Origin of the sequence: Cycloclasticus sp. P1 (assembly GCF_000299965.1) — a bacterium.
Taxonomy (GTDB): domain Bacteria; phylum Pseudomonadota; class Gammaproteobacteria; order Methylococcales; family Cycloclasticaceae; genus Cycloclasticus; species Cycloclasticus pugetii.
Genome location: NC_018697.1, coordinates 1,101,034 through 1,123,902, shown reverse-complemented (window position 1 = coordinate 1,123,902; position 22,869 = coordinate 1,101,034). Strand labels below are relative to the sequence as shown.

At 40.2% G+C, this 22,869-nt stretch carries 25 protein-coding genes; 2 read left to right on the top strand and 23 right to left on the bottom strand.

Annotated features, from left to right (window positions below; genetic code table 11):
- Nucleotides 1-99 precede the first annotated feature (99 nt).
- On the bottom strand, nt 100-681 hold the full coding sequence (locus Q91_RS05365) for an SCO family protein (protein ID WP_238538365.1): 582 nt from the start codon (nt 679-681) through the stop codon (nt 100-102).
- Nucleotides 668-1,498 (bottom strand): cytochrome c oxidase assembly protein, encoded by an 831-nt coding sequence (locus Q91_RS05360; RefSeq protein ID WP_015005868.1) that lies wholly within the window; start codon nt 1,496-1,498, stop codon nt 668-670. The genes Q91_RS05365 and Q91_RS05360 overlap by 14 nt, the downstream gene beginning before the upstream one ends.
- A 197-nt stretch (nt 1,499-1,695) precedes the next feature.
- Here Q91_RS05360 and Q91_RS05355 point away from each other — a divergent pair, with 197 nt between their 5' ends.
- On the top strand, nt 1,696-2,292 hold the full coding sequence (locus Q91_RS05355; RefSeq protein WP_015005867.1) for a Yip1 family protein: 597 nt from the start codon (nt 1,696-1,698) through the stop codon (nt 2,290-2,292).
- Nucleotides 2,293-2,322: 30 nt separating this feature from the next.
- On the opposite strand, the gene lysS is transcribed toward Q91_RS05355, so the two are convergent.
- The 20 genes from lysS to surE form a co-directional block, all read right to left on the bottom strand.
- Nucleotides 2,323-3,831: a lysine--tRNA ligase gene (gene lysS / locus Q91_RS05350; RefSeq protein ID WP_015005866.1), complete on the bottom strand. Its 1,509-nt coding sequence runs from the start codon at nt 3,829-3,831 to the stop codon at nt 2,323-2,325.
- 3 nt (nt 3,832-3,834) lie between these two features.
- Nucleotides 3,835-4,933 (bottom strand): peptide chain release factor 2 gene (gene prfB, locus Q91_RS05345; protein WP_148271129.1). Its coding sequence is split into 2 segments (ribosomal slippage): nt 3,835-4,857 and nt 4,859-4,933, totalling 1,098 coding nucleotides; the frame shifts between segments, so codons are not numbered across the junction.
- Between the two features lie 22 nt (nt 4,934-4,955).
- A complete protein-coding gene (gene sufU / locus Q91_RS05340) occupies nt 4,956-5,402 on the bottom strand; it encodes a Fe-S cluster assembly sulfur transfer protein SufU (RefSeq protein WP_015005864.1) in 447 nt (148 codons plus the stop codon).
- Complete coding sequence (locus Q91_RS05335; RefSeq protein ID WP_015005863.1) at nt 5,402-6,643, bottom strand: aminotransferase class V-fold PLP-dependent enzyme; 1,242 nt, start codon at nt 6,641-6,643, stop codon at nt 5,402-5,404. Before Q91_RS05335 ends, sufU begins: the two co-directional genes overlap by 1 nt.
- A complete protein-coding gene (sufD, locus tag Q91_RS05330) occupies nt 6,640-7,971 on the bottom strand; it encodes a Fe-S cluster assembly protein SufD (RefSeq protein ID WP_015005862.1) in 1,332 nt (443 codons plus the stop codon). Before sufD ends, Q91_RS05335 begins: the two co-directional genes overlap by 4 nt.
- Before the next feature lie 2 nt (nt 7,972-7,973).
- Complete coding sequence (gene sufC / locus Q91_RS05325) at nt 7,974-8,726, bottom strand: Fe-S cluster assembly ATPase SufC (protein WP_015005861.1); 753 nt, start codon at nt 8,724-8,726, stop codon at nt 7,974-7,976.
- Between the two features lie 27 nt (nt 8,727-8,753).
- A complete protein-coding gene (gene sufB, locus Q91_RS05320) occupies nt 8,754-10,202 on the bottom strand; it encodes a Fe-S cluster assembly protein SufB (protein ID WP_015005860.1) in 1,449 nt (482 codons plus the stop codon).
- Complete coding sequence (locus tag Q91_RS05315; protein WP_015005859.1) at nt 10,203-10,673, bottom strand: SUF system Fe-S cluster assembly regulator; 471 nt, start codon at nt 10,671-10,673, stop codon at nt 10,203-10,205.
- Nucleotides 10,674-10,837: 164 nt separating this feature from the next.
- Entirely contained in the window at nt 10,838-11,059 is a 222-nt protein-coding gene (locus Q91_RS05310) for an RNA-binding S4 domain-containing protein (RefSeq protein ID WP_015005858.1), read from the bottom strand.
- 16 nt (nt 11,060-11,075) lie between these two features.
- The gene (locus Q91_RS05305; protein ID WP_015005857.1) at nt 11,076-11,783 is read right to left on the bottom strand and encodes a transglutaminase-like cysteine peptidase; all 708 of its coding nucleotides are present in this window, start codon (nt 11,781-11,783) and stop codon (nt 11,076-11,078) included.
- A complete protein-coding gene (locus Q91_RS05300; RefSeq protein WP_015005856.1) occupies nt 11,784-12,083 on the bottom strand; it encodes a 4a-hydroxytetrahydrobiopterin dehydratase in 300 nt (99 codons plus the stop codon). It abuts the gene before it with no gap.
- A 111-nt stretch (nt 12,084-12,194) separates the two neighbouring features.
- A complete protein-coding gene (gene recJ / locus Q91_RS05295) occupies nt 12,195-13,955 on the bottom strand; it encodes a single-stranded-DNA-specific exonuclease RecJ (RefSeq protein WP_015005855.1) in 1,761 nt (586 codons plus the stop codon).
- Nucleotides 13,956-13,962: 7 nt separating this feature from the next.
- Complete coding sequence (thrC, locus tag Q91_RS05290) at nt 13,963-15,105, bottom strand: threonine synthase (protein WP_015005854.1); 1,143 nt, start codon at nt 15,103-15,105, stop codon at nt 13,963-13,965.
- Between the two features lie 8 nt (nt 15,106-15,113).
- Nucleotides 15,114-16,424, bottom strand: a complete 1,311-nt coding sequence (locus tag Q91_RS05285; protein WP_015005853.1) for a homoserine dehydrogenase — start codon at nt 16,422-16,424, stop codon at nt 15,114-15,116.
- A gap of 64 nt (nt 16,425-16,488) precedes the next feature.
- The gene (gene alaC / locus Q91_RS05280) at nt 16,489-17,673 is read right to left on the bottom strand and encodes an alanine transaminase (protein WP_015005852.1); all 1,185 of its coding nucleotides are present in this window, start codon (nt 17,671-17,673) and stop codon (nt 16,489-16,491) included.
- A 110-nt stretch (nt 17,674-17,783) separates the two neighbouring features.
- Nucleotides 17,784-18,647, bottom strand: a complete 864-nt coding sequence (gene rpoS, locus Q91_RS05275; protein WP_015005851.1) for an RNA polymerase sigma factor RpoS — start codon at nt 18,645-18,647, stop codon at nt 17,784-17,786.
- A gap of 58 nt (nt 18,648-18,705) precedes the next feature.
- Entirely contained in the window at nt 18,706-19,461 is a 756-nt protein-coding gene (locus tag Q91_RS05270; RefSeq protein WP_015005850.1) for a peptidoglycan DD-metalloendopeptidase family protein, read from the bottom strand.
- 1 nt (nt 19,462) lies between these two features.
- Nucleotides 19,463-20,038, bottom strand: a complete 576-nt coding sequence (locus Q91_RS05265) for a YqaA family protein (RefSeq protein WP_015005849.1) — start codon at nt 20,036-20,038, stop codon at nt 19,463-19,465.
- A gap of 11 nt (nt 20,039-20,049) precedes the next feature.
- Nucleotides 20,050-20,706, bottom strand: a complete 657-nt coding sequence (locus tag Q91_RS05260; protein WP_015005848.1) for a protein-L-isoaspartate(D-aspartate) O-methyltransferase — start codon at nt 20,704-20,706, stop codon at nt 20,050-20,052.
- Nucleotides 20,703-21,455 carry a 5'/3'-nucleotidase SurE gene (surE, locus tag Q91_RS05255; protein ID WP_015005847.1) on the bottom strand — a complete coding sequence of 251 codons (753 nt, stop codon included), beginning with the start codon at nt 21,453-21,455 and terminating at the stop codon, nt 20,703-20,705. The genes Q91_RS05260 and surE overlap by 4 nt, the downstream gene beginning before the upstream one ends.
- 63 nt (nt 21,456-21,518) lie before the next feature.
- Between surE and Q91_RS05250 the strand changes: the two genes are divergently transcribed.
- A complete protein-coding gene (locus Q91_RS05250) occupies nt 21,519-22,067 on the top strand; it encodes a Smr/MutS family protein (protein WP_015005846.1) in 549 nt (182 codons plus the stop codon).
- On the opposite strand, the gene Q91_RS05245 is transcribed toward Q91_RS05250, so the two are convergent.
- Entirely contained in the window at nt 22,064-22,864 is an 801-nt protein-coding gene (locus Q91_RS05245; protein WP_015005845.1) for an undecaprenyl-diphosphate phosphatase, read from the bottom strand. The genes Q91_RS05250 and Q91_RS05245 overlap by 4 nt on opposite strands.
- Nucleotides 22,865-22,869 lie beyond the last annotated feature (5 nt).

Genomic DNA, 22,869 nt, shown 5'->3' with positions numbered 1-22,869 from the left:
CGTAACGATAAGAGGCTATATTTACAAGCTGCTTTTTATCAACCCTGATACCAGACGATCAAAATCAGCCAGAGCATCGTGACTAAAAAACTCGTTAATTTATAAATTAACGAGTTTTTTCACATCATAAATCATGTCTTCTGTCGTTGATGACTGAGTTGCTAATAACTTTGCCTCACCCTTTGAATCAAAAACAAAAACCGCTCCACTGTGCGAAACCTCGTAATTACCTTGGGCATCAGAATCACCATAACCAAACGTCACACGGTATTTTTTTGTCATTTCTTTAACCGCTGATTCATCGCCACGAAGCCCAATAAACGCTGGGCCAAAAATATCCGTATATTTTTTAAGTTTTTCTACCGTGTCTCGCTTAGGGTCAACCGAGACAAATAAAACTTTCATCGAAGAGCCCTCAGGGTCAACGTCGGCTAACACCTGTGATAGTTGGTGCATGGTTGTTGGACAGATTCCTGGGCAATTGGTAAAACCAAAAAATAACGCTACTGTATAACCATGGTAATCACTTGCTGTCACCACCTTATTATCTTCATCAATAAGTTCAAAACTAAGGTCTGGTATTAAACCACTGACATTGGTTAAACGTGTCGGCTCGTCTTCAGCACATGCTGATAATGTGATAAGGATAGCTATAACGGCAATGCACTTAATTTTTTTCATAATTTTCATTTTTTTGATAATTCAAACGGCGACGTAATACTAAAACAAGCCCTAAAACACTCATCATGCTAGCTGGAATCCAGGTAATAATACCACCATAAATTTGATCAGCTATAGGGCTAATGGGCCATGCACGGCCACACACATCATATACATCATAAATAACATCGGTACTAAAGGTTAAATAAGCCCCTAATAATTGTTGAGGAACAACAACGACGAACATCATAATGATACGCGTTTTAAACCCCTTCCCTTCCCCACGCCATTCGGGGCCTAATACCAACCACCAAAATAAAAAGCCATCTAGAAGCATCGACCAGTTCATTACATAATACAACTTCTTACTGAGCATCGCTATAAAGTGAATGTCGGGTATTAGCCACAAATAAATTAAACCAACAAACAAAATAGGGGCTAACACAGGGTGTTGAATAAGGTGGTATAGACGCTCACAAGGCCACCTAATAAGTGTTGGCACAGACGACCAGCACGGCCAGTAATTCGGCAAGCCTTTACGCACAATTTCCACAGCACCCAGAACCATTAACATGGGTGCTAAATGATGCAAAACTAAATGCTGGAAACGATGCACCCAAAACATATACTGAGACAGGTAATCAATGTAGGTATGAGAAACAATATATATTGAGAACAAACCAATATAAAAACTGACTGCCTGCCAATACGTTTTAGCCGTTCTATCCACCCTCTTAATCGCCATAAAACCACGCGTATATAACCAAAAGAGCAATAAGAATGACACCATTAAGACAGGTGAAAACTCCCATGGTTTAAGGAAATCAAGTAAATGCATTGAAATGAATATTGTAAAAAAGCAAGATTATAACAAAGGTGTTACCCGGTACTGCATTAGCTTCTTAAATATTCATTGCACAACAATTAAATTAATAATGATCTAGATCAAGAAAGTATTAATATTTAGAGATAGATACTTAGATTAGTTCATACTTATTACTGAGATATCAGCCAATAATTTAAAAAGGAATTCAAATGATACTTAAACACCTTACCGGTAAATTCATACGATCAGATAAAGAATGGATTAAGATCCGTGATAGAAAAATCAGTATTGCTGAGTGCTTTTATAAATATATCCTTTTATTGACAGCAATCCCTGCAGTATCTGCTTACATTGGTGCTGCAGTAATTGGCTGGGATATTGGCGACAGAAATTTTAGATTCACTTATCAAAGCACCATTCCACTTGCCGTCGCTTTCTATTTGGCTTGCATAATTGGCACCGCGATTATAGGTAAAGCAATCCATTGGATGGCAGCAACATATGGGGCAAGTAAAGATCTATCGACCTGTATGTTATTAAGCATTACGATACTATCACCTTTCTTCCTGAGTGGTATTTTTGCAAGCGCACCCATCCCTTGGCTTATTTTTATTATGGGGCTTATCGCCATTGCTTATGCCGTTTATCTTTTATACACCGGCATTCCCATTGTAATGGGCATTAATCAAGAAAGAGGTTTTCTATTTGCCAGTGCTGTCCTTACTATCGGTTTGGTAACCATCGTTGGAATTTTAGTTGCGACAGTTAGTCTTTGGGCAATGGGCCTAACACCAATCCATGCCTAAGAAATACACCTTAGAAATCGAGTAAAACGGTTAGTTTTCTAATTTCATATGAGGGAATAAAATTACATCCCTGATTGAAGCCGAATCAGTTAAAAACATAACCAAACGGTCTATACCAATTCCTTCACCTGCGGTTGGGGGCATGCCCACTTCAAGTGCACGAATGTAATCTGCGTCATAATGCATAGCCTCATCATCACCTGCTTCCTTATCTTCTACTTGCTGTTTAAAACGTTCAGCTTGGTCTTCTGAATCATTAAGCTCTGAAAAGCCATTAGCTACTTCACGCCCGCCAACAAAAAACTCGAACCGATCGGTTACAAACGGGTCTTTGTCGCTTCTACGGGCTAGCGGTGACACTTCTGTTGGGTACTCAGTAATAAACGTTGGTTCATGAAGCTTCTCTTCAACCGTTTTTTCAAATATCTCAATTTGAATTTTCCCTAGTCCATAACTGTCTTCAACTGGAATTTTTAAGCGTTTAGTCACTTCTAATGCAGCTTCTTTTGTTGCCAAGTTTTCCCGAGTTATATCGTTGTTATAATGCAAAATAGACTCAATAACCGACATACGCCTAAAAGGCTTACCTAAGTCATAATCCTCACCTTGATAATGAACGATATTTGTTCCAAGAACACGTTCAGTCAGTGAACGAAGCATATCTTCAGTTAAATCCATCATATCTTTGTAATCTGAAAACGCCTGATAAAACTCAAGCATTGTAAACTCAGGATTATGACGTGTTGAAAGTCCCTCATTTCTGAAGCTACGATTAATCTCAAAAACTCGTTCAAAACCACCAACGACTAAGCGTTTTAGATACAATTCAGGGGCAATACGTAAAAACAACTCCATATCCAAGGCATTGTGATGTGTTGCAAATGGTTTAGCCGTTGCACCACCTGGAATGACATGCATCATTGGGGTTTCAACTTCCATAAAGTTATGATCAACGAGGTATTGACGAATATAGCTAACCACTTTACTACGTGTTTGAAATACCTTTCGTGACTCTTCGTTCATAATCAAGTCAACATACCGCTGGCGATAACGTTGTTCTTGATCTGTGAGCCCATGAAATTTTTCAGGTAAGGGCTGTAAAGACTTTGTTAGCAATCTAATTGATGCAACGCGAACTGATAACTCACCCGTTTTGGTTTTAAATAAAACGCCTTCAACCGCTAGAATGTCACCGATATCCCAACTTTTAAATGTTTGATAATGCCCTTCAGGCAGGCTGTCTCGTTGAACGAATAGTTGCATACGCCCAGTCATATCTTGTATGTGAGCAAAGCTCGCTTTACCCATAACGCGTTTACCCATTAAGCGGCCAGCTAAAGAAACGTTAACTGCTTTAGTTTCTAATGTTTCTTTATCAAATTGATCATAGTCGGCTTGTAAGCTTTCAGCATAGTGTTGGCGCTTAAAATCATTAGGGTAAGCATTGCCTGATTTTTTTATCTCAGCGAGTTTTTCACGACGAACCGCAATTAATTTATTCTCATCGTGCTCTGGGTTATTGTTCTTTTGTTCACTCATCACTTAAATTCCACTTTTTAGACTGGCTTCAATAAATTGGTCTAACGACCCATCGAGGACTGCTTGTGTATTGCCAGTTTCGACACCTGTACGTAAATCTTTAATTCTTGATTGGTCTAATACATAAGACCTAATCTGGCTTCCCCAGCCAATATCTGATTTGCTTTCTTCTTGCTCTTGTTGATCAGCCATTTTCTTTTGCATTTCTAGCTCATACAGCTTAGCTTTTAATTGCTTCATTGCTGTGGCTTTATTTTTATGCTGCGATCGATCATTTTGACATTGAACAACCGTATTGGTCGGTTCATGTGTAATGCGCACAGCAGACTCTGTTTTGTTAACATGCTGCCCACCTGCCCCACTGGCCCTATACACATCAATTCTCAAATCAGCTGGATTGATATCAATATCAATATCATCATCAATTTCTGGTGATACAAAAACAGCAGCAAAAGATGTATGACGACGGTTACCTGAATCAAATGGTGATTTCCGCACTAATCGATGCACACCAATTTCAGTTTTTAACCAACCGAATACATAATCTCCTTGAATAGACACTGTTGCACTTTTAATACCGGCCACATCACCAGCTGAAATCTCGATGATATCTGTCTTAAAATCATGTTGCTCCGCCCACCGCAGGTACATACGCAAAATCATTTCAGCCCAATCTTGGGCCTCTGTGCCACCTGAGCCTGCTTGAATATCTAAGAAAGCATTATTTGCATCCATCTCACCTGCAAACATGCGTTGAAATTCAAGTGCCGCTACTTTTTTTTCAAAAGATAATAAGTCTTCTTCTATTGTCGCGACTGTCTCATCATCATCTTCGTCAACAGCCATTTCCAACAGGTCACTTGCATCTGCTAACGCGCTAGTTAATTCATTAATAGTATTGACAAAAAGTTCTAGTTGGCCACGTTCCTTACCCAATGTTTGTGCTCGATCAGGATCATTCCATACGTCAGGGTCTTCTAATTCGCGTAAAACCTCGGTTAAACGCTCGTCTTTTGTTTCGAAGTCAAAGGTACCCCCTAAGCGATAAAGTACGCTCTTTTAGGTCACTAATCTTATTAATGATTGGGTTAAGCTCACGCATGGCTAAAAGTTACTAAAGGTGGTTATTCGGTTGTTACCGGTTCTTCTGACCCTTGTAACAAAGCATCTAACGTATGCCATGGTAATGTTGCACATTTAACACGTGCAGGATATTCACAGACACCTGCTAATACGGCTAGTTTTCCAAGCTCGTCCATTTCAACATGCTCACCCGTTGCCATTTTATGGAACAATGAAAATAGGTGTTGAGCTTCTTCTTCGGTCTGCCCTTTAACGATATCTGTCATCAATGATGCGGAGGCTGTTGAAATTGCGCAACCTTGACCCTGAAAGCTAGCATCACTAATTTTACCGTCTGAAAATTTTATAAAAAGCGTTAATCGGTCTCCACATAATGGATTAAAGCCGTCTATTTGACGATCTGCATCGTCCATCGCGCGGAAATTTCTTGGGTTTCTATTATGATCAAAAATAACTTCTTGATATAGATCTCTTAAATCATCCAACATTAGCCAAACATCTCTATTAAGTTTTCAATTCCAGCCATCAAAGCATCGACTTCTTGGTGCGTATTATACATTGCAAATGAAGCTCTCGCAGTGGCAGGCACTCCAAAAAAATCCATCACAGGCATTGCACAATGATGCCCTGCTCTAACTGCAATACCTTGATGATCCATCATCGTACCAATATCATGCGGGTGGATACCGTCTAAAACGAACGACATAATCGCTCCTTTTTCTTTAGCCGTACCAATAACTCTTAATTTATCAATGCGTTTAGCTTGTGCTACAGCATAGTTTAATAATGCATTTTCATGCGCCGCTATCTCATCAACCCCAATGCTGTTTACATAGTCTATTGCTGCGCCTAAACCAATCGTTCCAGCAATGTTTGGTGTTCCCGCTTCAAACTTATACGGTACTTTGTTATAGACCGTCTTATCAAATGTAACAACACTGATCATGTCACCACCACCTTGATAAGGCGCCATTTTTTCAAGTTGCTCCATTTTTCCATACAGAGCACCAATACCGGTTGGTGCGTACAACTTATGCCCAGAAAACACATAAAATTCACAATCAAGCGCCTGCACATCAACTGAAATATGAGGAATTGCTTGAGCGCCATCCACAAGAACAGGAACATCATGCTGATGAAGCTGGTCGATTAGTTGCTTAATTGGGTTAATTGTTCCCAACGCATTGGACATGTGCGATATAGCCGCAAACTTAGTTTTGTTGCTTATCAATGCTTCAAACTCTTCCAGCATCAGCTCACCATGCTCATTAATTGGTGCCACCTTTAAGCTAGCCCCTGTTTTTTTGCATAACATCTGCCAAGGAACAATATTGGAATGGTGCTCCATCGCGGTGATCAATATTTCATCGCCTTGTTTAATTGTTTCTGCTAAGCCATTGGCGACTAAGTTAATAGCTTCTGTCGCCCCACGGGTGAAAACAATTTCTTTTTCTGATGCTGCATTCAAAAACTGTTGAACAGTTTTACGCGCATTCTCATACGATAAAGTAGCCCGCTCACTTAATGTATGAACACCTCGATGGATATTAGCATTATCGTTTTCATAATAGTTAACGATACTATCTATCACCTGCTTAGGTTTTTGGCTTGTCGCTGCATTATCAAGGTATACCAATGGTTTACCCCGAACTTGCTGATCTAAGACAGGAAAGTCCTGACGGATTTTATCAACATCATACGCGGCTAAATTTTCTACTGATTGATTCATAACCACTCTTTTTTCATACCGGCCTGTGGGAAGCGTTTAAGCAAGTTAGCTAACAAGACCATTCTTAATGGTTCAAAACTAACTCGCTCAATCATTTCGTTGGCAAACGCGAAGGTCAACATATTTTTTGCAGTCTGGTTGTCAACGCCCCTAGACTGCAAATAGAAAACAGCTGCATCATCAAGCTGACCAACCGTTACACCATGAGCACATTTAACGTCATCAGCATAAATTTCCAATTGTGGCTTGGTGTCAACTTCGGCACGATCGGATAACAATAAATTTCTGTTATTCATTGCTGCATCAGTTTTTTGAGCATCTTGCGCAACAATAATACGCCCTTGGAAAACACCCGTTGAATGGTCGCCTAAAATTCCTTTATAGAACTCATTACTAACAGCGTGCGGCTGTGCATGATTTAAGCGCGTATGTTGATCCATATGCTGACGATCTTGTCCAACATATAAACCATCCATAGTACAGTCAGAGGCTTCTCCTAGGGTTGCATGAGCCTCCGTGCGCGAGATACTTGCACCAAAAGTGTAACTGTTCTGATTAAATATTGCATTTTTCTCAAGCCGTGAATAAACACCACCAATATGATAGGCGCTTGTAGATTCAGATTGTAAACGGTGGTGTGATAAGTTTGCATTTGGCTCAACAACCACTTCGCTGACAACGTTTGTAAGATAACAGCTGTCATCAACTGCATGATAGGTTTCAATGATTTGTGCTTTTGATGATGCTTGAGCAAGTATTAAGTTTCTTGTATTACTCAGTGTTAATGCGCCTTGTTTTGATGAGATAAACGCTACCTGAATCGGTTTATCGACCACCGTGTTTTCCTCAATACAAATCAACGCACCATCAGAAAAAAGAGCGGTATTAAAATTAATGAACCCTAACGCTGGTGTTTCTACTACAGAATCCAATAATGACTTAATAAGCGCTTCGTTATCGACTAGGCCATCACTCAAAGCGGAAACAATCACACCATTCGGTATATCCTTAAGCGAAGAAAGCTCAGCTTGATAAAAGCCGTCAACAAACACGATGTGATGGCAGTCATCTAACAAGACACTATCGACAAATGCAGAATCGACCTGTCCAGCGACATCAGGCAGTGTAAATTGATTCTTTTCTATCGGCGTAATATTCGTATATCGCCACTCTTCTTCACGAAACGTTGGAAAACCACTAGCAGAAAATTGCTCTGCCGCTTGTTTACGTAGATTAGCTAACCAATCAAACCCTTCACCAAGAAGCTGTTTTTTTTGATCTAGCACTAAGCCAGTGTAATGAGTATTTGGTAAATGCGTAACAGACATAATTAACTCGCTAATTTTTCGTCAACCCAAGCATAGCCTTGCTTTTCAAGTTCTAATGCTAGTTCTGGACCACCTGACTTAACGACTTGTCCATGAGCTAATACATGAACGTAATCAGGTTTAATATAATCTAGCAAACGCTGGTAATGAGTCACTAAAACAAATGAACGTTCAGGGTTACGTAGACGGTTAACGCCTTTAGCAACGACTTGAAGCGCATCAATATCTAAACCAGAATCTGTTTCATCTAACAAACATAATGAGGGCTCTAATACTGACATTTGAAGAATTTCATTACGCTTTTTCTCACCACCAGAGAACCCTTCATTAACTGCGCGGTATAGAAACTTTTCATCCATATCGAGCTCTTTCATTTTTCCCTTTACCATGGAAATAAAATCCATCGCATCAAGCTCTGGTAAGCCGTTAAATTTACGCACACCATTAAGTGCAGCCTTTAGGAAATAAATATTGCTCACGCCTGGGACTTCTACCGGGTATTGAAAAGCCAGAAATACGCCTGCCCAAGCACGCTCTTCTACACTCATTTCAAACAAGTCTTTACCGTTAAATAATACACGGCCTTCGGTTATTTCATAGCCTTCTCGACCAGAGAGCACGTATGACAAGGTACTTTTACCAGAGCCATTTGGACCCATAATCGCATGTACTTCACCAGCGCCAATTTCTAAATTAATACCTTTAAGAATTTCTTTTCCTTCTACACTGACGTGTAAATTTTCAACCTTTAACATATCTTTATTCCTTAACTATTTTATTTATTAACCAACACTGCCTTCAAGACTAATGCCAAGTAGGGCCTGCGCTTCAACCGCAAACTCCATCGGTAATTCTTTAAACACTTCTTTACAAAATCCGTTCACAATCATCGAGACAGCATCTTCGGCAGAAATGCCTCGTTGCATGCAATAAAATAATTGGTCTTCACTGATCTTAGAGGTCGACGCCTCATGTTCGATGGTCGCAGTAGGGTTTTTTGTTTCTATATACGGAAAGGTGTGCGCGCCACATTGGTCACCCATTAACAACGAGTCACATTGTGTATAGTTTCGAGCATTTTCAGCACCTCGACCTACTTTAACAAGACCGCGATACGTATTTTGCCCATGCCCCGCCGAAATACCTTTTGAGATAATTGTACTACTCGTATTCTTTCCTTGGTGGATCATTTTTGTGCCGGTATCTGCTTGTTGGTAATTATTTGTCAACGCAACTGAATAAAACTCGCCAACAGAATTATCACCCTTCAAGATAACACTGGGGTATTTCCACGTAATCGCGGAACCTGTTTCAACTTGTGTCCAAGACACTTTGGCATTGTCTTCACGACAATCAGCGCGTTTTGTTACAAAATTATAAATACCACCAAGGCCGTTCTCATCACCCGGATACCAATTTTGAACAGTTGAATATTTAATTTCAGCATCTTTCAAAACCACCAATTCAACCACTGCTGCGTGCAATTGGTTTTCATCTCGCATAGGCGCTGTACAACCTTCTAGGTAACTGACATGGCTACCTTCATCTGCGACAATTAAGGTTCGCTCAAACTGTCCGGTATTAGCCGCATTAATTCTAAAGTAAGTAGACAGTTCCATTGGACAGCGAACGCCCTTAGGAATGTATACAAATGAGCCATCACTAAACACCGCAGCATTCAACGCTGCATAAAAATTATCATACTGTGAAACCACAGTGCCTAAGTACTGTTTAATCAACTCTGGGTGGTCTTTAACCGCTTCTGAGAATGAACAAAATATAACACCCGCTTCAGCTAGTTTATCTTTAAACGTGGTCGCGACAGAAACACTATCGAACACAGCATCAACGGCCACACCGGCAAGACGCATTTGCTCTTCCAGTGGAATTCCTAATTTGTTATAGGTACTGATAAGTTCAGGGTCCACCTCATCTAAACTCTTAGGCCCATCTTCCATACTTTTTGGCGCTGAGTAATAGCTGATATCCTGAAAATCTATTTTAGGAAATTCAACAAACGCCCACTCGGGGTGTTCCATTGTTAGCCAATGCCGATATGCTTCTAATCGCCATTCCAGCAAAAACTCAGGCTCTTCTTTTTTTGCTGACAAGGCTCTGATAACATCTTCATTTAGGCCTGGCGGAAAAGAATCTGATTCAATATCCGTCACAAAACCATCTTTGTACGCTTGACCTATCCTATCTTTTAAATTTTCATTAGATGCTGACATCTAGCTCTCCACTTTTAAATCACTTGTTTTGACCATTTCTGGCACACTAAAATTAACTGTTTGCTGCCTAACCGGGGTAATCATATCTGCCAGACTAACCGCCTCAATAGCGGTATAGACGGCTCTGTTTATTAAATGCCAATTACCCTTAACTTCGCACGAGGCTTCCTGTTCACATAGACCTGAAATCGTACTGCATTCAGTCATACTAATTGGGCCTTCTATCGCGGTAATTATGTCAGCCACGTTTGTTTCACTGGGGGAGTTTACTAATGCGTAACCACCTTTAGATCCACGGTGAGAGACTAAAATGTTATTTTTTGTTAACAATTTAAGAATCTTACTCACGGTGGGTAACGCAACACCTGTTGCATTGGTTAAGTCAGAAGCAGCATGAAGCGCATCTGGATGATGAGCAATATGCGTCAAAATAACGCTCGCGTAATCTGTAAGTTTACTGACTCTTAACATAATAACCTCATATATAGGACTATTTTAGTACTATATAGGTTCAATGTACACCTAAAATCGTAAGTCTGAGCCAGTTATGCACCTAAAAACAACAAGCTAGCGCCCTGTTTTTTAATTATTGAAATCAGTTAAATTCTAAAACTAAACGTGCCAAATGATAAACCTTACGTTGCTGACCCTAATTTAATACGCAACGTTTCACCGGCAAACTCCACAACATCGCCTGAAACAATTTTTTTACGTTTCCTTGTTTCTATCTCACCATTTAACAAGACCAACCCTTCACTGATGACCAATTTTGCCTCGCCACCACTGGCAACCAGATTTTCAAACTTCAACACTTTATACAACTCTACTGGTTCCTTTGGAATTTCAACGTCAATCATAATTATTATTAACTCTTTATGGGCAAAATGTTTTTGCTTTTTCGTCTGGCAAATCATAATACTGATACAAACAAATCATGGCAGGTTCATTTGAAGCCTCGACGTTCATACTTTGAAGCAATTCTTGCCACAGCCCCACTCGATCACTGCTCCCTGCATAGCGTGCCGTTGCATTACGTTTTGTAAGCCATAGACCATTTGCATTAAAACTATACACCGGTAGTAAATCATTACGCTGAGATGCCGGAAGTATTTTTGGGTTTAAATTATCCAGCACTAACGGTTCAGCATTTGGCTTGTTAAAATAACTTACAACCATGTGCGCCCTATTAATATCTAAGGCTTTCACATAGGTTAGACGAAGTTTCTCTTCTTCGACGCCCATCGCTGTTAAAGTAAAATACTTTGCAATTGATAGATCTTCACAATCACCGGCCTTAGTCACCAGAGTTTGTAACGGTGTTGCCCAATAGTCTTGCTTTCCCCAATGATAAATATCATCAATAAACTCAACTTTGTTAACAAAATCATTAACTGCATTCAATTTATCAATATCTGGCTTTTTAGCCCCTTGCTCTATCAGCGTTTTCCATGCCTCAACACGCTGTCGAGTTTCAGGGTTAATCCCATCTATTAAATGAGGGTTTTTCGGTGCACCAGCACAAGCTATTAGTAAATTAATAACTACTATGACGAAGAAATGTTTAAAAATAGCTTTCATCATTTAATGACTGAGTATTTCCATAGTTTTGGCTAACTCAAAATCTTTTTTTGATAGCCCGCCTACTTCATGTGTTATCAAATTCACATTAACTGTTTTATAAACATTAAACCACTCCGGATGATGACCTAGTTTCTCAGCATAAAGAGCCACCTTTGTCATAAAGCCAAACGCCTCGATAAAATTTGAGAAGGTAAATGTCTTAGCCAGCTTTCCACTCTTCAAGATCCAATGAACAGATGTAAGCTGATTTAAGAGGGCAAGCTCCCTGTCAATTTCTAACTTTGAATATTGTTCAACCATCTGATCCTCCGAATTTGTGATACATCATTAGCAAAAGATCTAAATATGATTCAAATAATTAGGAGCTAAACAAAGGCCGTTAATCATTTTCTTCTCTACTGCTAAACGCATTTAAAATTGCTTCACTTCTTCTAGATGCCTAACTAATAATTGCACCCTTGAGCGCCCCATATAGGTGTTAACATCTAATTGATAAGCAACAACCACCTCATTTAAACCAATAATACTGTCTGGATTATCTACATTAAAATAAATCGCGTCTATCACTCTGTTGTTACTTAACGTCTCAAAAGATAACTTCACGTGTTTTTGTGACAAAATTCGCGCTTGCTTTACCTTAAAACGACCAACAAAAACCGGTTCCGGAAAGTTTTGACCCCAAGGTCCAGCTTGTCGAAGTGTTTCAGCAAATGTTAAATTAATATCGTTATCAGGCACCTCTCCGTCTACTAATAACACATCATCAGGCAATTCATTATTAAGACGTTTTTTAACGGCTACATTAAACGCCTCGATAAATAGGCTTAAATTATTTTCAGCAATCGTCAACCCTGCCGCCATTGCATGACCACCGAATTTTTTTAATAACCCAGGGTGTAAACTAGCCACATCGTCTAGCGTATCTCTTATGTGTAACCCGGGGATCGAACGTGCTGAGCCTTTTACATCTTCACCATCACCCTTTGCGAAAGCAATCACTGGTCGATTAAGTTTTTCTTTAATTCGCGATGCCAGTATACCTATCACACCTTGATGCCAGTATTCATCGAACAAACAAACACCCCATTGATCATGTTGATGCTGACTTGGTTTTAACGAAGCCAAAATCTTGTATGCATCTTGCTTCATATCCTCTTCAATTGAACGACGCTCTATATTCAACATGTCCAATTGCTCAGCCATATCGCGTGCCTGTTGTTCACTATCGGTGAGCAAGCATTGAATACCGAGAGACATATCATCAAGTCGCCCGGCGGCATTTAACCGTGGACCAATAGCAAAACCTAAATCACTAGAAACAACACGCTCTGGTTCACGCTTAGCAATATTAAGTAAGGCAATAATCCCTGGAACGCATTTTTTTGCTTGTATCCTAAGCAAGCCTTGATAGACCAATTTACGGTTAAGTTCATCTAGGGGTACCACATCTGCCACCGTACCAAGCGCTACAATATCGAGTAGGTTTGCAAGATTAGGCACTGGTTGCTTATCAAACACACCTTCAATTTTTAAGGCGGCTCTCAGTGCCAATAAAACATAAAAGATGACGCCAACACCCGCTAAGGATTTACTAGGAAACTCATCACCCTGTAGCTGTGGATTAACGATAGCATCTGCATTTGGTAGTGTTTTAGGTGGTAAATGATGATCAGTAACAATGACTTGGCAGCCTTTCTTGATAGCATGCGCAACCCCTTCCACACTAGAAATACCGTTGTCTACCGTGATTAATAAATCTGGCTTTAACTCTAGTGCAACATCAACAATTTCAGGCGTTAGCCCATAACCAAATTTAAAGCGGTCGGGTACAACAAAGTCTAAATTAGTTGCACCCAACATCCGTAAACCTCTAATAGCTACCGCACACGAAGTGGCACCATCCGCATCAAAATCAGCCACAATGAGTATTTTTTGATCTGTTTTAATTGCCGTCTTAATAAGGCTGACAGCTTTATCAATACCTGAAAGGCGTTGATAATTCGGTAAGTTCTTTAATGTACGGTCAAGTTGTTGCTCATGGGTAACCCCACGATTTAAGTACACTTGCCGTAAAACAGGATGTAAATCTGGCAAAGCGTCTGAATCATGGTCAGTTGATTCACGATGTTTTATAACAATAGATGAGCTTGCTAGTTCGGTTTCGCCCGCCATTACGGCATTATAACTTGTCTAAAATAGCCGCTTTAACAGCATCCAATGACGCCTCAATGGCGTTAGGATTTACCGCACACTGCGCAATGGCCGTATCGGGGTCTTTCAGCCCATGTCCAGTTAATGTACAAACAACCGTACTGCCCTCAGGGATTTTGCCGTTTTTTATATCACGAATAGCACCACCAACAGAAGCAGCAGACGCGGGTTCACAGAAAATCCCTTCTTTTTCAGTGAGTAACTTTTGTGTTGCAAGAATTTCTTCATCAGTCAGCAAGTCAAACCAACCACCTGATTCCTTTTGTGCCGCCCACGCTTGATCCCAAGATTGTGGTCGCCCAATACGAATTGCTGTTGCTACTGTTTCTGGTTCATCAATCATTTCACCTTTTAAGAAAGGAGCTGCGCCAGCTGCTTGATAGCCCACCATCACAGGGCGCTTAGCGGTTACATATTGTGTACGATCATATTCGCAATCACCCTCACAAAATGCACATGAATCGGTTACGTGCTCACCGGCTGGTTGTGCCATTTCACTATACCCAATCCAGTGAGCTGTAATGTTTCCAGCGTTACCGACGGGTAAACAATGATAATCTGGCGCTTTACCTAAGGCCTCAACAATTTCGTAGGAGGCTGTTTTTTGGCCTTGCAAACGATAAGGGTTAATAGAGTTAACAATGGTTACAGGCGCGTGCTCTGCAACCTCTTTAACCAATTGCATCCCATGATCAAAGTTACCTTTAATTTGTATTATTTCTGCGCCGTGAATCATTGCTTGTGCCAATTTACCTAACGCAATTTTTCCTTCAGGAATTAATACAAAAGCTTTAATACCTGCACGAGCAGCATAGGCCGCAGCTGATGCCGAGGTATTGCCTGTAGATGCACAAATAATAGCCTTACTACCCTCTTCGACTGCTTTTGTTACCGCCATCGTCATGCCACGGTCTTTAAAAGAACCTGTTGGGTTCAAGCCTTCATACTTAACATAAATATCGACATTTTTACCAATCAACGCGGGAATATTCTGCAATTGAATAAGCGGCGTATTCCCTTCACCTAAACTAATCAAGCGAGTGCTGTCAGACACTGGCAACACAGTTTTAAATTTGTCGATTAGACCGATATAACGATTTCCTGTTGGCATAGTCATTCCTATTGTAACGATTCGACGCGAATACGAACCGCTGGTTGATTGATTGAATCAAGTGATTCAATTTCTGTTAACGCGTTGATCAGTGATTTTTCAACAACGCTATCTGTCAGTAAAATTACTTGAGCCTTATCACCATGTTGCTCTGGCTCTTTTTGCTGAACTGCTTCGATGCTAATACCATGGTCTGCTAAGATTTTCGTAATTGCTGCCATAACACCGGGTTTATCTTCGACAGACAAACGCAAATAAAATGCGGTTGTAATACTTTCAATCGGAAGAATCGGTAATTCTTCCAGCGCTGAGGTTGCAAAACCTAATGCAGGCACAGCATTTACTGTAGGCGTATCTAAGTCTCGACAAATATCGATAATATCTGCGATAACAGCTGACGCTGTTGCCTCTGCACCGGCCCCTGCTCCGTAATATAATGTTGGTCCAACTGCATTGCCTTTCACTACAACGGCATTCATCACACCATCCACATTGGCAATAAGCCTTTTTTCTGGAATTAACGTTGGGTGAACACGCATTTCCACACCCATCTTTGTTTTTCTCGCAACACCTAAATGTTTAACACGGTAGCCCAGCTCATCAGCATAGGCAATATCTAATGGGGTGACTGTTGAAATACCTTCTGTATAGACTCGCTCGAAATTAAGCGGCATACCAAAAGCTAATGAGGCCAAAATACACAGTTTATGTGCGGCATCGATGCCTTCAACATCATATTCTGGGTCTGCTTCAGCATATCCTAGCTCTTGCGCTTCTTTCAATACATCTGAAAACACACTGCCTTTTTCAAACATTTCGGTCAGTATAAAGTTACCCGTTCCGTTAATAATTCCGGCTAGCCACTCTATGCTATTTGCGCTGAGCCCCTCACGCATCGCTTTTACAATTGGAATACCACCAGCAATAGCAGCTTCATAAGCCAGCGTTACTTTGTTTTCAGCAGCAGCAACAAACAACTCATTACCATGGTTCGCAATAAGCGCCTTATTTGCTGTGACTACGTGCTTACCTTTAGATAAAGCCTCAAGAATTAAAGACTTCGCTGGTTCTATACCACCCATAAGCTCGACCACTATCTGAACATCAGGGTCGTTGATAATCTCTTGCGAATCTGTCGTTAGGTGCAGCGTATCGGTATTACAAATTCGTGGGCGCGTTATATCCCGTGCACTTGCTGAACTAACAACAATTTCACAACCACTGCGACGTGATATCTCTTGAGCATTTTTAGTTAAAACATTAACTGTACCGCCGCCTACCGTACCTAGACCTAATAGCCCAACCTTTACAACTTTCAAGCGATTCCCCTTCGTTCAATTAAGGGCGCGATTATACAGGATTTAACCTCGGACGAAAAAGCAGTTATGCCAGATTATCGTTTCGAAACATTTGTTTAATACCCCGAACAGCTTGACGTGTTCGGTGAGTATTTTCAATTAACCCGAAGCGCACATATTCATCACCAAAATCACCAAAACCAATACCCGGAGATACCGCCACCTTTGCATCTTTTAGCAACTTTTTAGAGAATTCTAAAGAACCAAGAGAGCGATATTGTTCAGGGATTTTTGCCCATACAAACATGGTTGCTTTAGGTTTTTCAACCGCCCAACCAATTGCATTAAGCCCGTCACACAATACATCCCTTCTCTCTCTGTATAAGGTACGTATCTCATCAACACAATCTTGCGGACCTTCTAGTGCAGCAATTGCCGCTACTTGAATAGGTGTAAACATCCCATAATCCAAATAAGACTTTATACGTGCTAATGCGCCCACCAATTCTTTGTTTCCACACATAAAGCCCACTCGCCAACCAGGCATATTGTACGTTTTTGACAACGAATAAAACTCAACAGCAATATCTTTAGCACCTGGAACCTCAAGAATAGACGGCGCCTTATAACCGTCGAATACAATTTCTGCATAGGCATTATCATGCACGACCCAAATGTCATGCTCTTTAGCCATTTTTACTACTTTCTCAAAAAACTCTAAATCAACACACTGCGTTGTTGGGTTACCCGGAAAGTTTAATACCAACATTTTGGGTTTTGGATACGACGTTTTTATTGCTTTTTCAAGTTCACTAAAAAAGTCTACTTCAGGGCTAATTGGAACATGTCGAATATCAGCCCCCGCTATAACAAAACCATAAGGGTGTATTGGATAAGCTGGGTTGGGAACCAGTACGGCATCACCGGGACCAAGAGTCGCCATTGCTAAATGCGCCAAACCTTCTTTAGAACCAATGGTAACAATGGCTTCTGAGTCAAAATCTAGGTCTACGTCATATTTTGTTTTATACCAGCCACAAATAGCTTTTCTTAAACGAGGGATACCTCGTGAAACGGAATATCGATGAGTATCACCACGTTGAGCGGCTTCGGTCATTTTATCAACGATATGTTGAGGAGTTGGCTGATCAGGGTTACCCATACCAAAATCGATGATATCTTCGCCTGCTGCACGCGCTTGTGCTTTTAAATCATTAACAATATTAAAAACATACGGTGGGAGACGTTGTATTCTAGCGAAATCATGCATATTGTATCAGGGCCATTATGTAAGACGAGATGAGCGCGATACAGTACTCATCTGTATTTTAACTGTCAACATTAATGTAATACAAAGGACCTAATCTAGGCCCTGCATCACTAATGTAGTAGAACAGATGCTGACATTCCTTCATTTTCAAGGATCGAGCGCAATGATTTAAGTGCATTCATTTGTATCTGCCTAACACGCTCTCGAGTTACCCCCATTTCATTAGCTACTTGCTCTAAAGTAGATGCATGGTAGCCACGAACACCAAAACGACGAGAGATCACCTCTCTTTGCTTATCGTTCAACAGTTCGAGCCAAACTGTCAGGTTCTCTCGGACTTCTTCAGACTGTAAAATATCAGTAGGTTCTTTAGCATCTTGATCAACAACCGTATCTAAGACTTGTTGGTCAGAGTCTTGGGAAAGAGACACATCCAGTGATGAAACATTATCAGCGTGCATACGAAACAATTTTTCAATGACCTCTACAGGCTTACCGGTTACTTCAGCCACTTCTTCAGCACTGGCTTCACGATCGAGTTGTTGACTGAGTTCACGGGCTTTTTTGAGATAAATATTCATCTCTTTGATGATATGAATTGGCAAACGAATCGTTCTGGTTTGATTCATAATCGCTCTTTCAATTGTTTGTCTAATCCACCATGTTGCATAGGTTGAAAATCTAAACCCTTTTTCGGGGTCAAATTTTTCAACCGCACGAATCAATCCTAAGTTTCCTTCTTCTATTAGGTCCAGCATAGGAAGACCACGGTTCATATAACGTCGTGATATTTTAACCACTAACCGTAAATTACTTTCAATCATTCGCTGTCTTGCTGGGTGATCACCTTTTTGCACAAGACGACCAAAAAAAACCTCTTCTTCAGCAGTTAACAAGCAGGACTCACTTAATTGATTTAGGTAAAGCTGGGTTGGGTCGTTAGTAGTTGTTTTTGATTTTTTATTATCGTCCATAGTATTCTCTCAGTCTGATTTTTTATCAGATGATTTATTAGTTAGCATTTCCTTGCATTTACTTTCTTAATACTGGCATATACTCTAGTATCGAAACTGCCTTACCGTGACGCCTCATTTCGAAAAAAAGAACCCGACGGTTTTTATTGTCGACACCTATTTCTGCTATAACCTCACCTTTTTTAACAACGCTGCCTTCACTGACTAACACACGTTTGTTATAACCATAGGCCGTTAGGTACTCTTCATTATGCTTTACTATTATGAGGTTACCATAGCCCTTTAAACCACTGCCTGCATAAACAACCTTACCACTTTCACTTGCTTTAACCTGCTCACCGGTTTTTCCAAATAACACCAGACCAGATTTAACAAGGCCTTTCTCAAAGCTTGCAACATTTATCGGCCACTGCCAATTTAACTTTAACCTTTTTTGATAATTATTTGAAGTACTCTTCGTTATCTTTTGTTTTTTAAGTGTTTTTGTGGCTGGTTTTAATGATTTATTCTTATCATTTGTTTTTAAATTGCTGCCAATTAAGGTCAATTTCTGACCTTTATAAATTGTATAAGGCCATGAGATATTATTCCATTGAGCTAATGTTCGGTAATCTTTACCATTTTGCCAAGCAATTGAATACAAGGTATCGCCAGCACGAACGATATGTACTTTAGATGAAGTTGATTTCGTAGGTAAATGATTATTATAGACTGGCGCATGAACACTAGAGCCACCACAAGATATGAGCGTGCAGATTACGAGCAAAACACTTATTAAAGTAACAGTATCTTTAATGGCTTTTAAGCTAAACACGTTAATAAAATCTAGAGATTAACAACCCCATAACAATCATCGCTGTCACGATCCAACCAGTTACCTCTATGTAGTCATTGAGTTTGTTTTTCAAACTATTACCACCTAACGACACCAGGAAAGCCACTAAAAAGAACCGTGCCCCACGACCGACTAGAGAGGCAAGGACAAAGGGGATAAACATCATACCGAGCAAGCCTGCAGCAATCGTAAACAACTTATAGGGAATCGGTGAGAAGCCAGCTATTAAAATTGCCCAAAAGCCCCAATCTATAAACCACGCGTTTACATGTTCCAATTTCTCACGGTAGTGAAACATTTCAATAATCGGTTCTACCAACTCAAACGAAAACATTCCAATTAAATAACCAAATACTCCGCCAATAACTGAACCAATAGTGGTTATCATTGCAAAATAAAAACTTTTCGACGGTTTTGCTAAACACATTGGTGCCAACATAACATCTGGGGGAATGGGGAAAAATGAAGATTCTGCGAAGCTTAAAGTAAAAAGGTACCTGTTAGCTTTTGGGTGCTCCGCCCAAAATAAAACCTGCTGATATAAACGTTTAAACAATCTAACGCCTCCTAGGCACGCCCTTTTAAAAAAGGTACGAAACTAACTTCTTCAATCGTTTCAACTTCATAAGCCGATTCTGTTCTGGTCACTCGCTGTAAAACTTGTTGCCCTTCTTTGCCAACGGGAATAATCAGCCTAGCACCAATGGTTAGTTGCTCTAATAAATTCATAGGAATCTCAGCAGGTGCGGCGGCCGCCAAAATAGCCTGATAAGGCCCACATGCCTTCCACCCCCAACCGCCATCTGAATGTTTGAAACTTATATTTCTAACCCCTATATCAGCCAACACTCTCTTTGCTTGTTCTTGCAACGGCCTGATTCTTTCAACTGAAAATACTCTGGGTATTAAACTGGCCAAAATAGCAGATTGATAGCCCGAACCAGTTCCAACTTCTAAGACATTTTCAGGCAAACCATCTTCAATCAATAGTTCAGTCATGCGCGCAACCATATACGGTTGCGAAATGGTTTGACCATGCCCAATTGGTAGCGAGGTATTCTCATAAGCCCGACTTGATAAGGCTTCAGCCATAAATAAGTGCCGCGGTACTTTTCTCATTACCGATAACACCCGCTCATCCTTAATACCTAGTTCTTTTAAATGAGCAATAAGCCTGTCTCGGGTGCGCTGCGAAGTCATCCCAATGCCTGTTAGGTCTTTCATAAAACGAGCTCTTCAAGCCAATCATTTAATGTATTTAAACGCTGGTAGTTGGTTAAATCAATTTTTAACGGCGTAATCGAAACATAACCATTTTCAACAGCATAAAAATCTGTTTCTTCACCCGCATCTTGCTGCGCGCCAGGCGGCCCTACCCAGTATATTTTTTTATTCCTTGGGTCACGCCCCTCTATTACCGGCTCTGAACGATGTCGTTGACCAAGCCTTGTCGCTTTAAGACCCTTTATCTCTGTTAATGGCAAATCAGGGACATTAACATTTAAAATTGTATCGGCCGGAAGCTCTTTAACCATCAATTGATTGAGTAACAGCACAGCAATATTTGCCGCTGTTTCAAAGTATCTTGGCTTACTAGAGGTAATTGAAATAGCAATTGACGGTAAGCCTAAAAAGCGCCCTTCAGTTGCCGCAGCAACCGTACCGGAATACAAAACATCATCACCCATATTTTCTCCGTTATTAATGCCAGAGAATACAATACTGGGGTCTTCTTTTAACAAGCCTGTAATCGCTAAATGAACGCAATCTGTGGGGGTTCCATCAACACTAAAGTAACCATTATCCATTTGCTGTACTCGCAGCGGCATATCCAGTGTTAAAGAGTTACTCGCCGCGCTTCTGTTTCTATCCGGCGCGACCACAGTAACACGAGCTACTTCAGATAGTTTATTCGCCAATGCCGACAAACCAGGGGCTAAATACCCATCATCATTACTTACTAAAATATGCATTAAGTTTATCTAGATACCGTTACTTATAAAAAAATTAGCGCTCAAATTTGATAAACTCATATTATGCCTGAAGACAAAAAAAAACGCCTAAGTTCCGATAATGATTCTCAATTATTCCGTGAGTTTATTGGCGAGGTAAACATACTCTCGAACACAGAACGGCATTTCTATGATGATACGTCGAAACCAAAACCAATAAAAAAAAACTTTCCACCTCTAAAAGCGGATCATGAATATATTGTTGATCACACAAATGACATTACATCAGAGCAATACATTTTCTTTGCCCACAGCTCTGTTCAAGCTAAAACGATAAAAAAATTAAAACGAGGCGCGATAACAATTAATGAAACAATTGATTTACATGGTTTAGATAAACAACAAGCACAACATTACATTAGAGAGTGTATTAGAGAACAGCTTGAGCTTCAGCAGCGTTGTCTATTACTTATACATGGCAAGGGAACAAGATCACTCAATCAATCGCCTGTTTTAAAAAACCTTTGTGTTAATCTACTAAAAAATGACTCTGCCGTATTAGCTTTTGCCTCTGCCCAGCCTAAAGATGGTGGAACCGGGGCGTTATACGTTTTGTTACGACAAAAACGCTAAACTGCATATAAATACAATAAAAAACAACCCAGTATTAAACGGTAAATCACAAAAGGCAGCATCCCTACTTTTTCTAGCACCTTTAGGAAAATTGAAATACAGGCAAAGGCACTTAACGCTGAAATAAATACACCCATAATAATAGAGAACCAGTCAATTTGGCTTGGGCTACTCATCAACTCAACTGACTTTAAACTTCCTGCTAAAAAGATTAATGGGACGGATAGTAAAAAAGAAAACCTTGCAGCTGCCTCACGCGTCAATCCTAGCAGCAAGCCTCCAGTCATGGTAATTCCCGATCTTGATGTCCCAGGAATAAGTGCCAACACCTGATATAACCCAATAATAATGGCTGTCTTAATCGATATTGCATATTCATCTTTATGTCGCTGTGCCTTAGTATCCGAATACCAAAGAAGCAAGCCAAAAAAGAGCGTCGCTATTGCAATAACTATGGGCGAGCGAAGGTAAATTTCAATTAAATGACCCGCTAATAAACCAACCAAACCAACCGGAATTGTCGCTATGATTATCATCCAAGCTAAACGACTGTCTTGCGTATGATTTTTTTTGAAGACAGATGCAAACCAACCTTTAATAATTTGCCTCAAATCGTGTTGAAAATAGCTAACTACTGCTATTAATGTTCCCACATGCACAGCAACATCAAAGGCTAAACCTTGGTCTTTCCAACCTAAAAGAGTGGGCAATAAAATTAAGTGTGCTGAACTTGATATCGGCAGGAACTCTGTTAACCCTTGTAATAACCCTAAGCCTAAGATATGTTCAAAATCCATTAATA

Coding starts and splice junctions, on each gene's coding strand:
- Q91_RS05305 (WP_015005857.1), bottom strand. CDS start 11,783: ATGATGAAAGCTATTTTTAAACATTTCTTCGTCATAGTAGTTATTAAT.
- Q91_RS05335 (WP_015005863.1), bottom strand. CDS start 6,643: ATGAATCAATCAGTAGAAAATTTAGCCGCGTATGATGTTGATAAAATC.
- thrC (WP_015005854.1), bottom strand. CDS start 15,105: ATGCCAACAGGAAATCGTTATATCGGTCTAATCGACAAATTTAAAACT.
- Q91_RS05250 (WP_015005846.1), top strand. CDS start 21,519: ATGCCTGAAGACAAAAAAAAACGCCTAAGTTCCGATAATGATTCTCAA.
- sufU (WP_015005864.1), bottom strand. CDS start 5,402: ATGTTGGATGATTTAAGAGATCTATATCAAGAAGTTATTTTTGATCAT.
- rpoS (WP_015005851.1), bottom strand. CDS start 18,647: ATGGACGATAATAAAAAATCAAAAACAACTACTAACGACCCAACCCAG.
- sufB (WP_015005860.1), bottom strand. CDS start 10,202: ATGTCAGCATCTAATGAAAATTTAAAAGATAGGATAGGTCAAGCGTAC.
- Q91_RS05310 (WP_015005858.1), bottom strand. CDS start 11,059: ATGATTGACGTTGAAATTCCAAAGGAACCAGTAGAGTTGTATAAAGTG.
- Q91_RS05355 (WP_015005867.1), top strand. CDS start 1,696: ATGATACTTAAACACCTTACCGGTAAATTCATACGATCAGATAAAGAA.
- Q91_RS05360 (WP_015005868.1), bottom strand. CDS start 1,498: ATGCATTTACTTGATTTCCTTAAACCATGGGAGTTTTCACCTGTCTTA.
- Q91_RS05300 (WP_015005856.1), bottom strand. CDS start 12,083: ATGGTTGAACAATATTCAAAGTTAGAAATTGACAGGGAGCTTGCCCTC.
- Q91_RS05245 (WP_015005845.1), bottom strand. CDS start 22,864: ATGGATTTTGAACATATCTTAGGCTTAGGGTTATTACAAGGGTTAACA.
- Q91_RS05365 (WP_238538365.1), bottom strand. CDS start 681: ATGAAAAAAATTAAGTGCATTGCCGTTATAGCTATCCTTATCACATTA.
- alaC (WP_015005852.1), bottom strand. CDS start 17,673: ATGCATGATTTCGCTAGAATACAACGTCTCCCACCGTATGTTTTTAAT.
- sufD (WP_015005862.1), bottom strand. CDS start 7,971: ATGTCTGTTACGCATTTACCAAATACTCATTACACTGGCTTAGTGCTA.
- Q91_RS05315 (WP_015005859.1), bottom strand. CDS start 10,673: ATGTTAAGAGTCAGTAAACTTACAGATTACGCGAGCGTTATTTTGACG.
- recJ (WP_015005855.1), bottom strand. CDS start 13,955: ATGGCGGGCGAAACCGAACTAGCAAGCTCATCTATTGTTATAAAACAT.
- lysS (WP_015005866.1), bottom strand. CDS start 3,831: ATGAGTGAACAAAAGAACAATAACCCAGAGCACGATGAGAATAAATTA.
- surE (WP_015005847.1), bottom strand. CDS start 21,455: ATGCATATTTTAGTAAGTAATGATGATGGGTATTTAGCCCCTGGTTTG.
- Q91_RS05260 (WP_015005848.1), bottom strand. CDS start 20,706: ATGAAAGACCTAACAGGCATTGGGATGACTTCGCAGCGCACCCGAGAC.
- sufC (WP_015005861.1), bottom strand. CDS start 8,726: ATGTTAAAGGTTGAAAATTTACACGTCAGTGTAGAAGGAAAAGAAATT.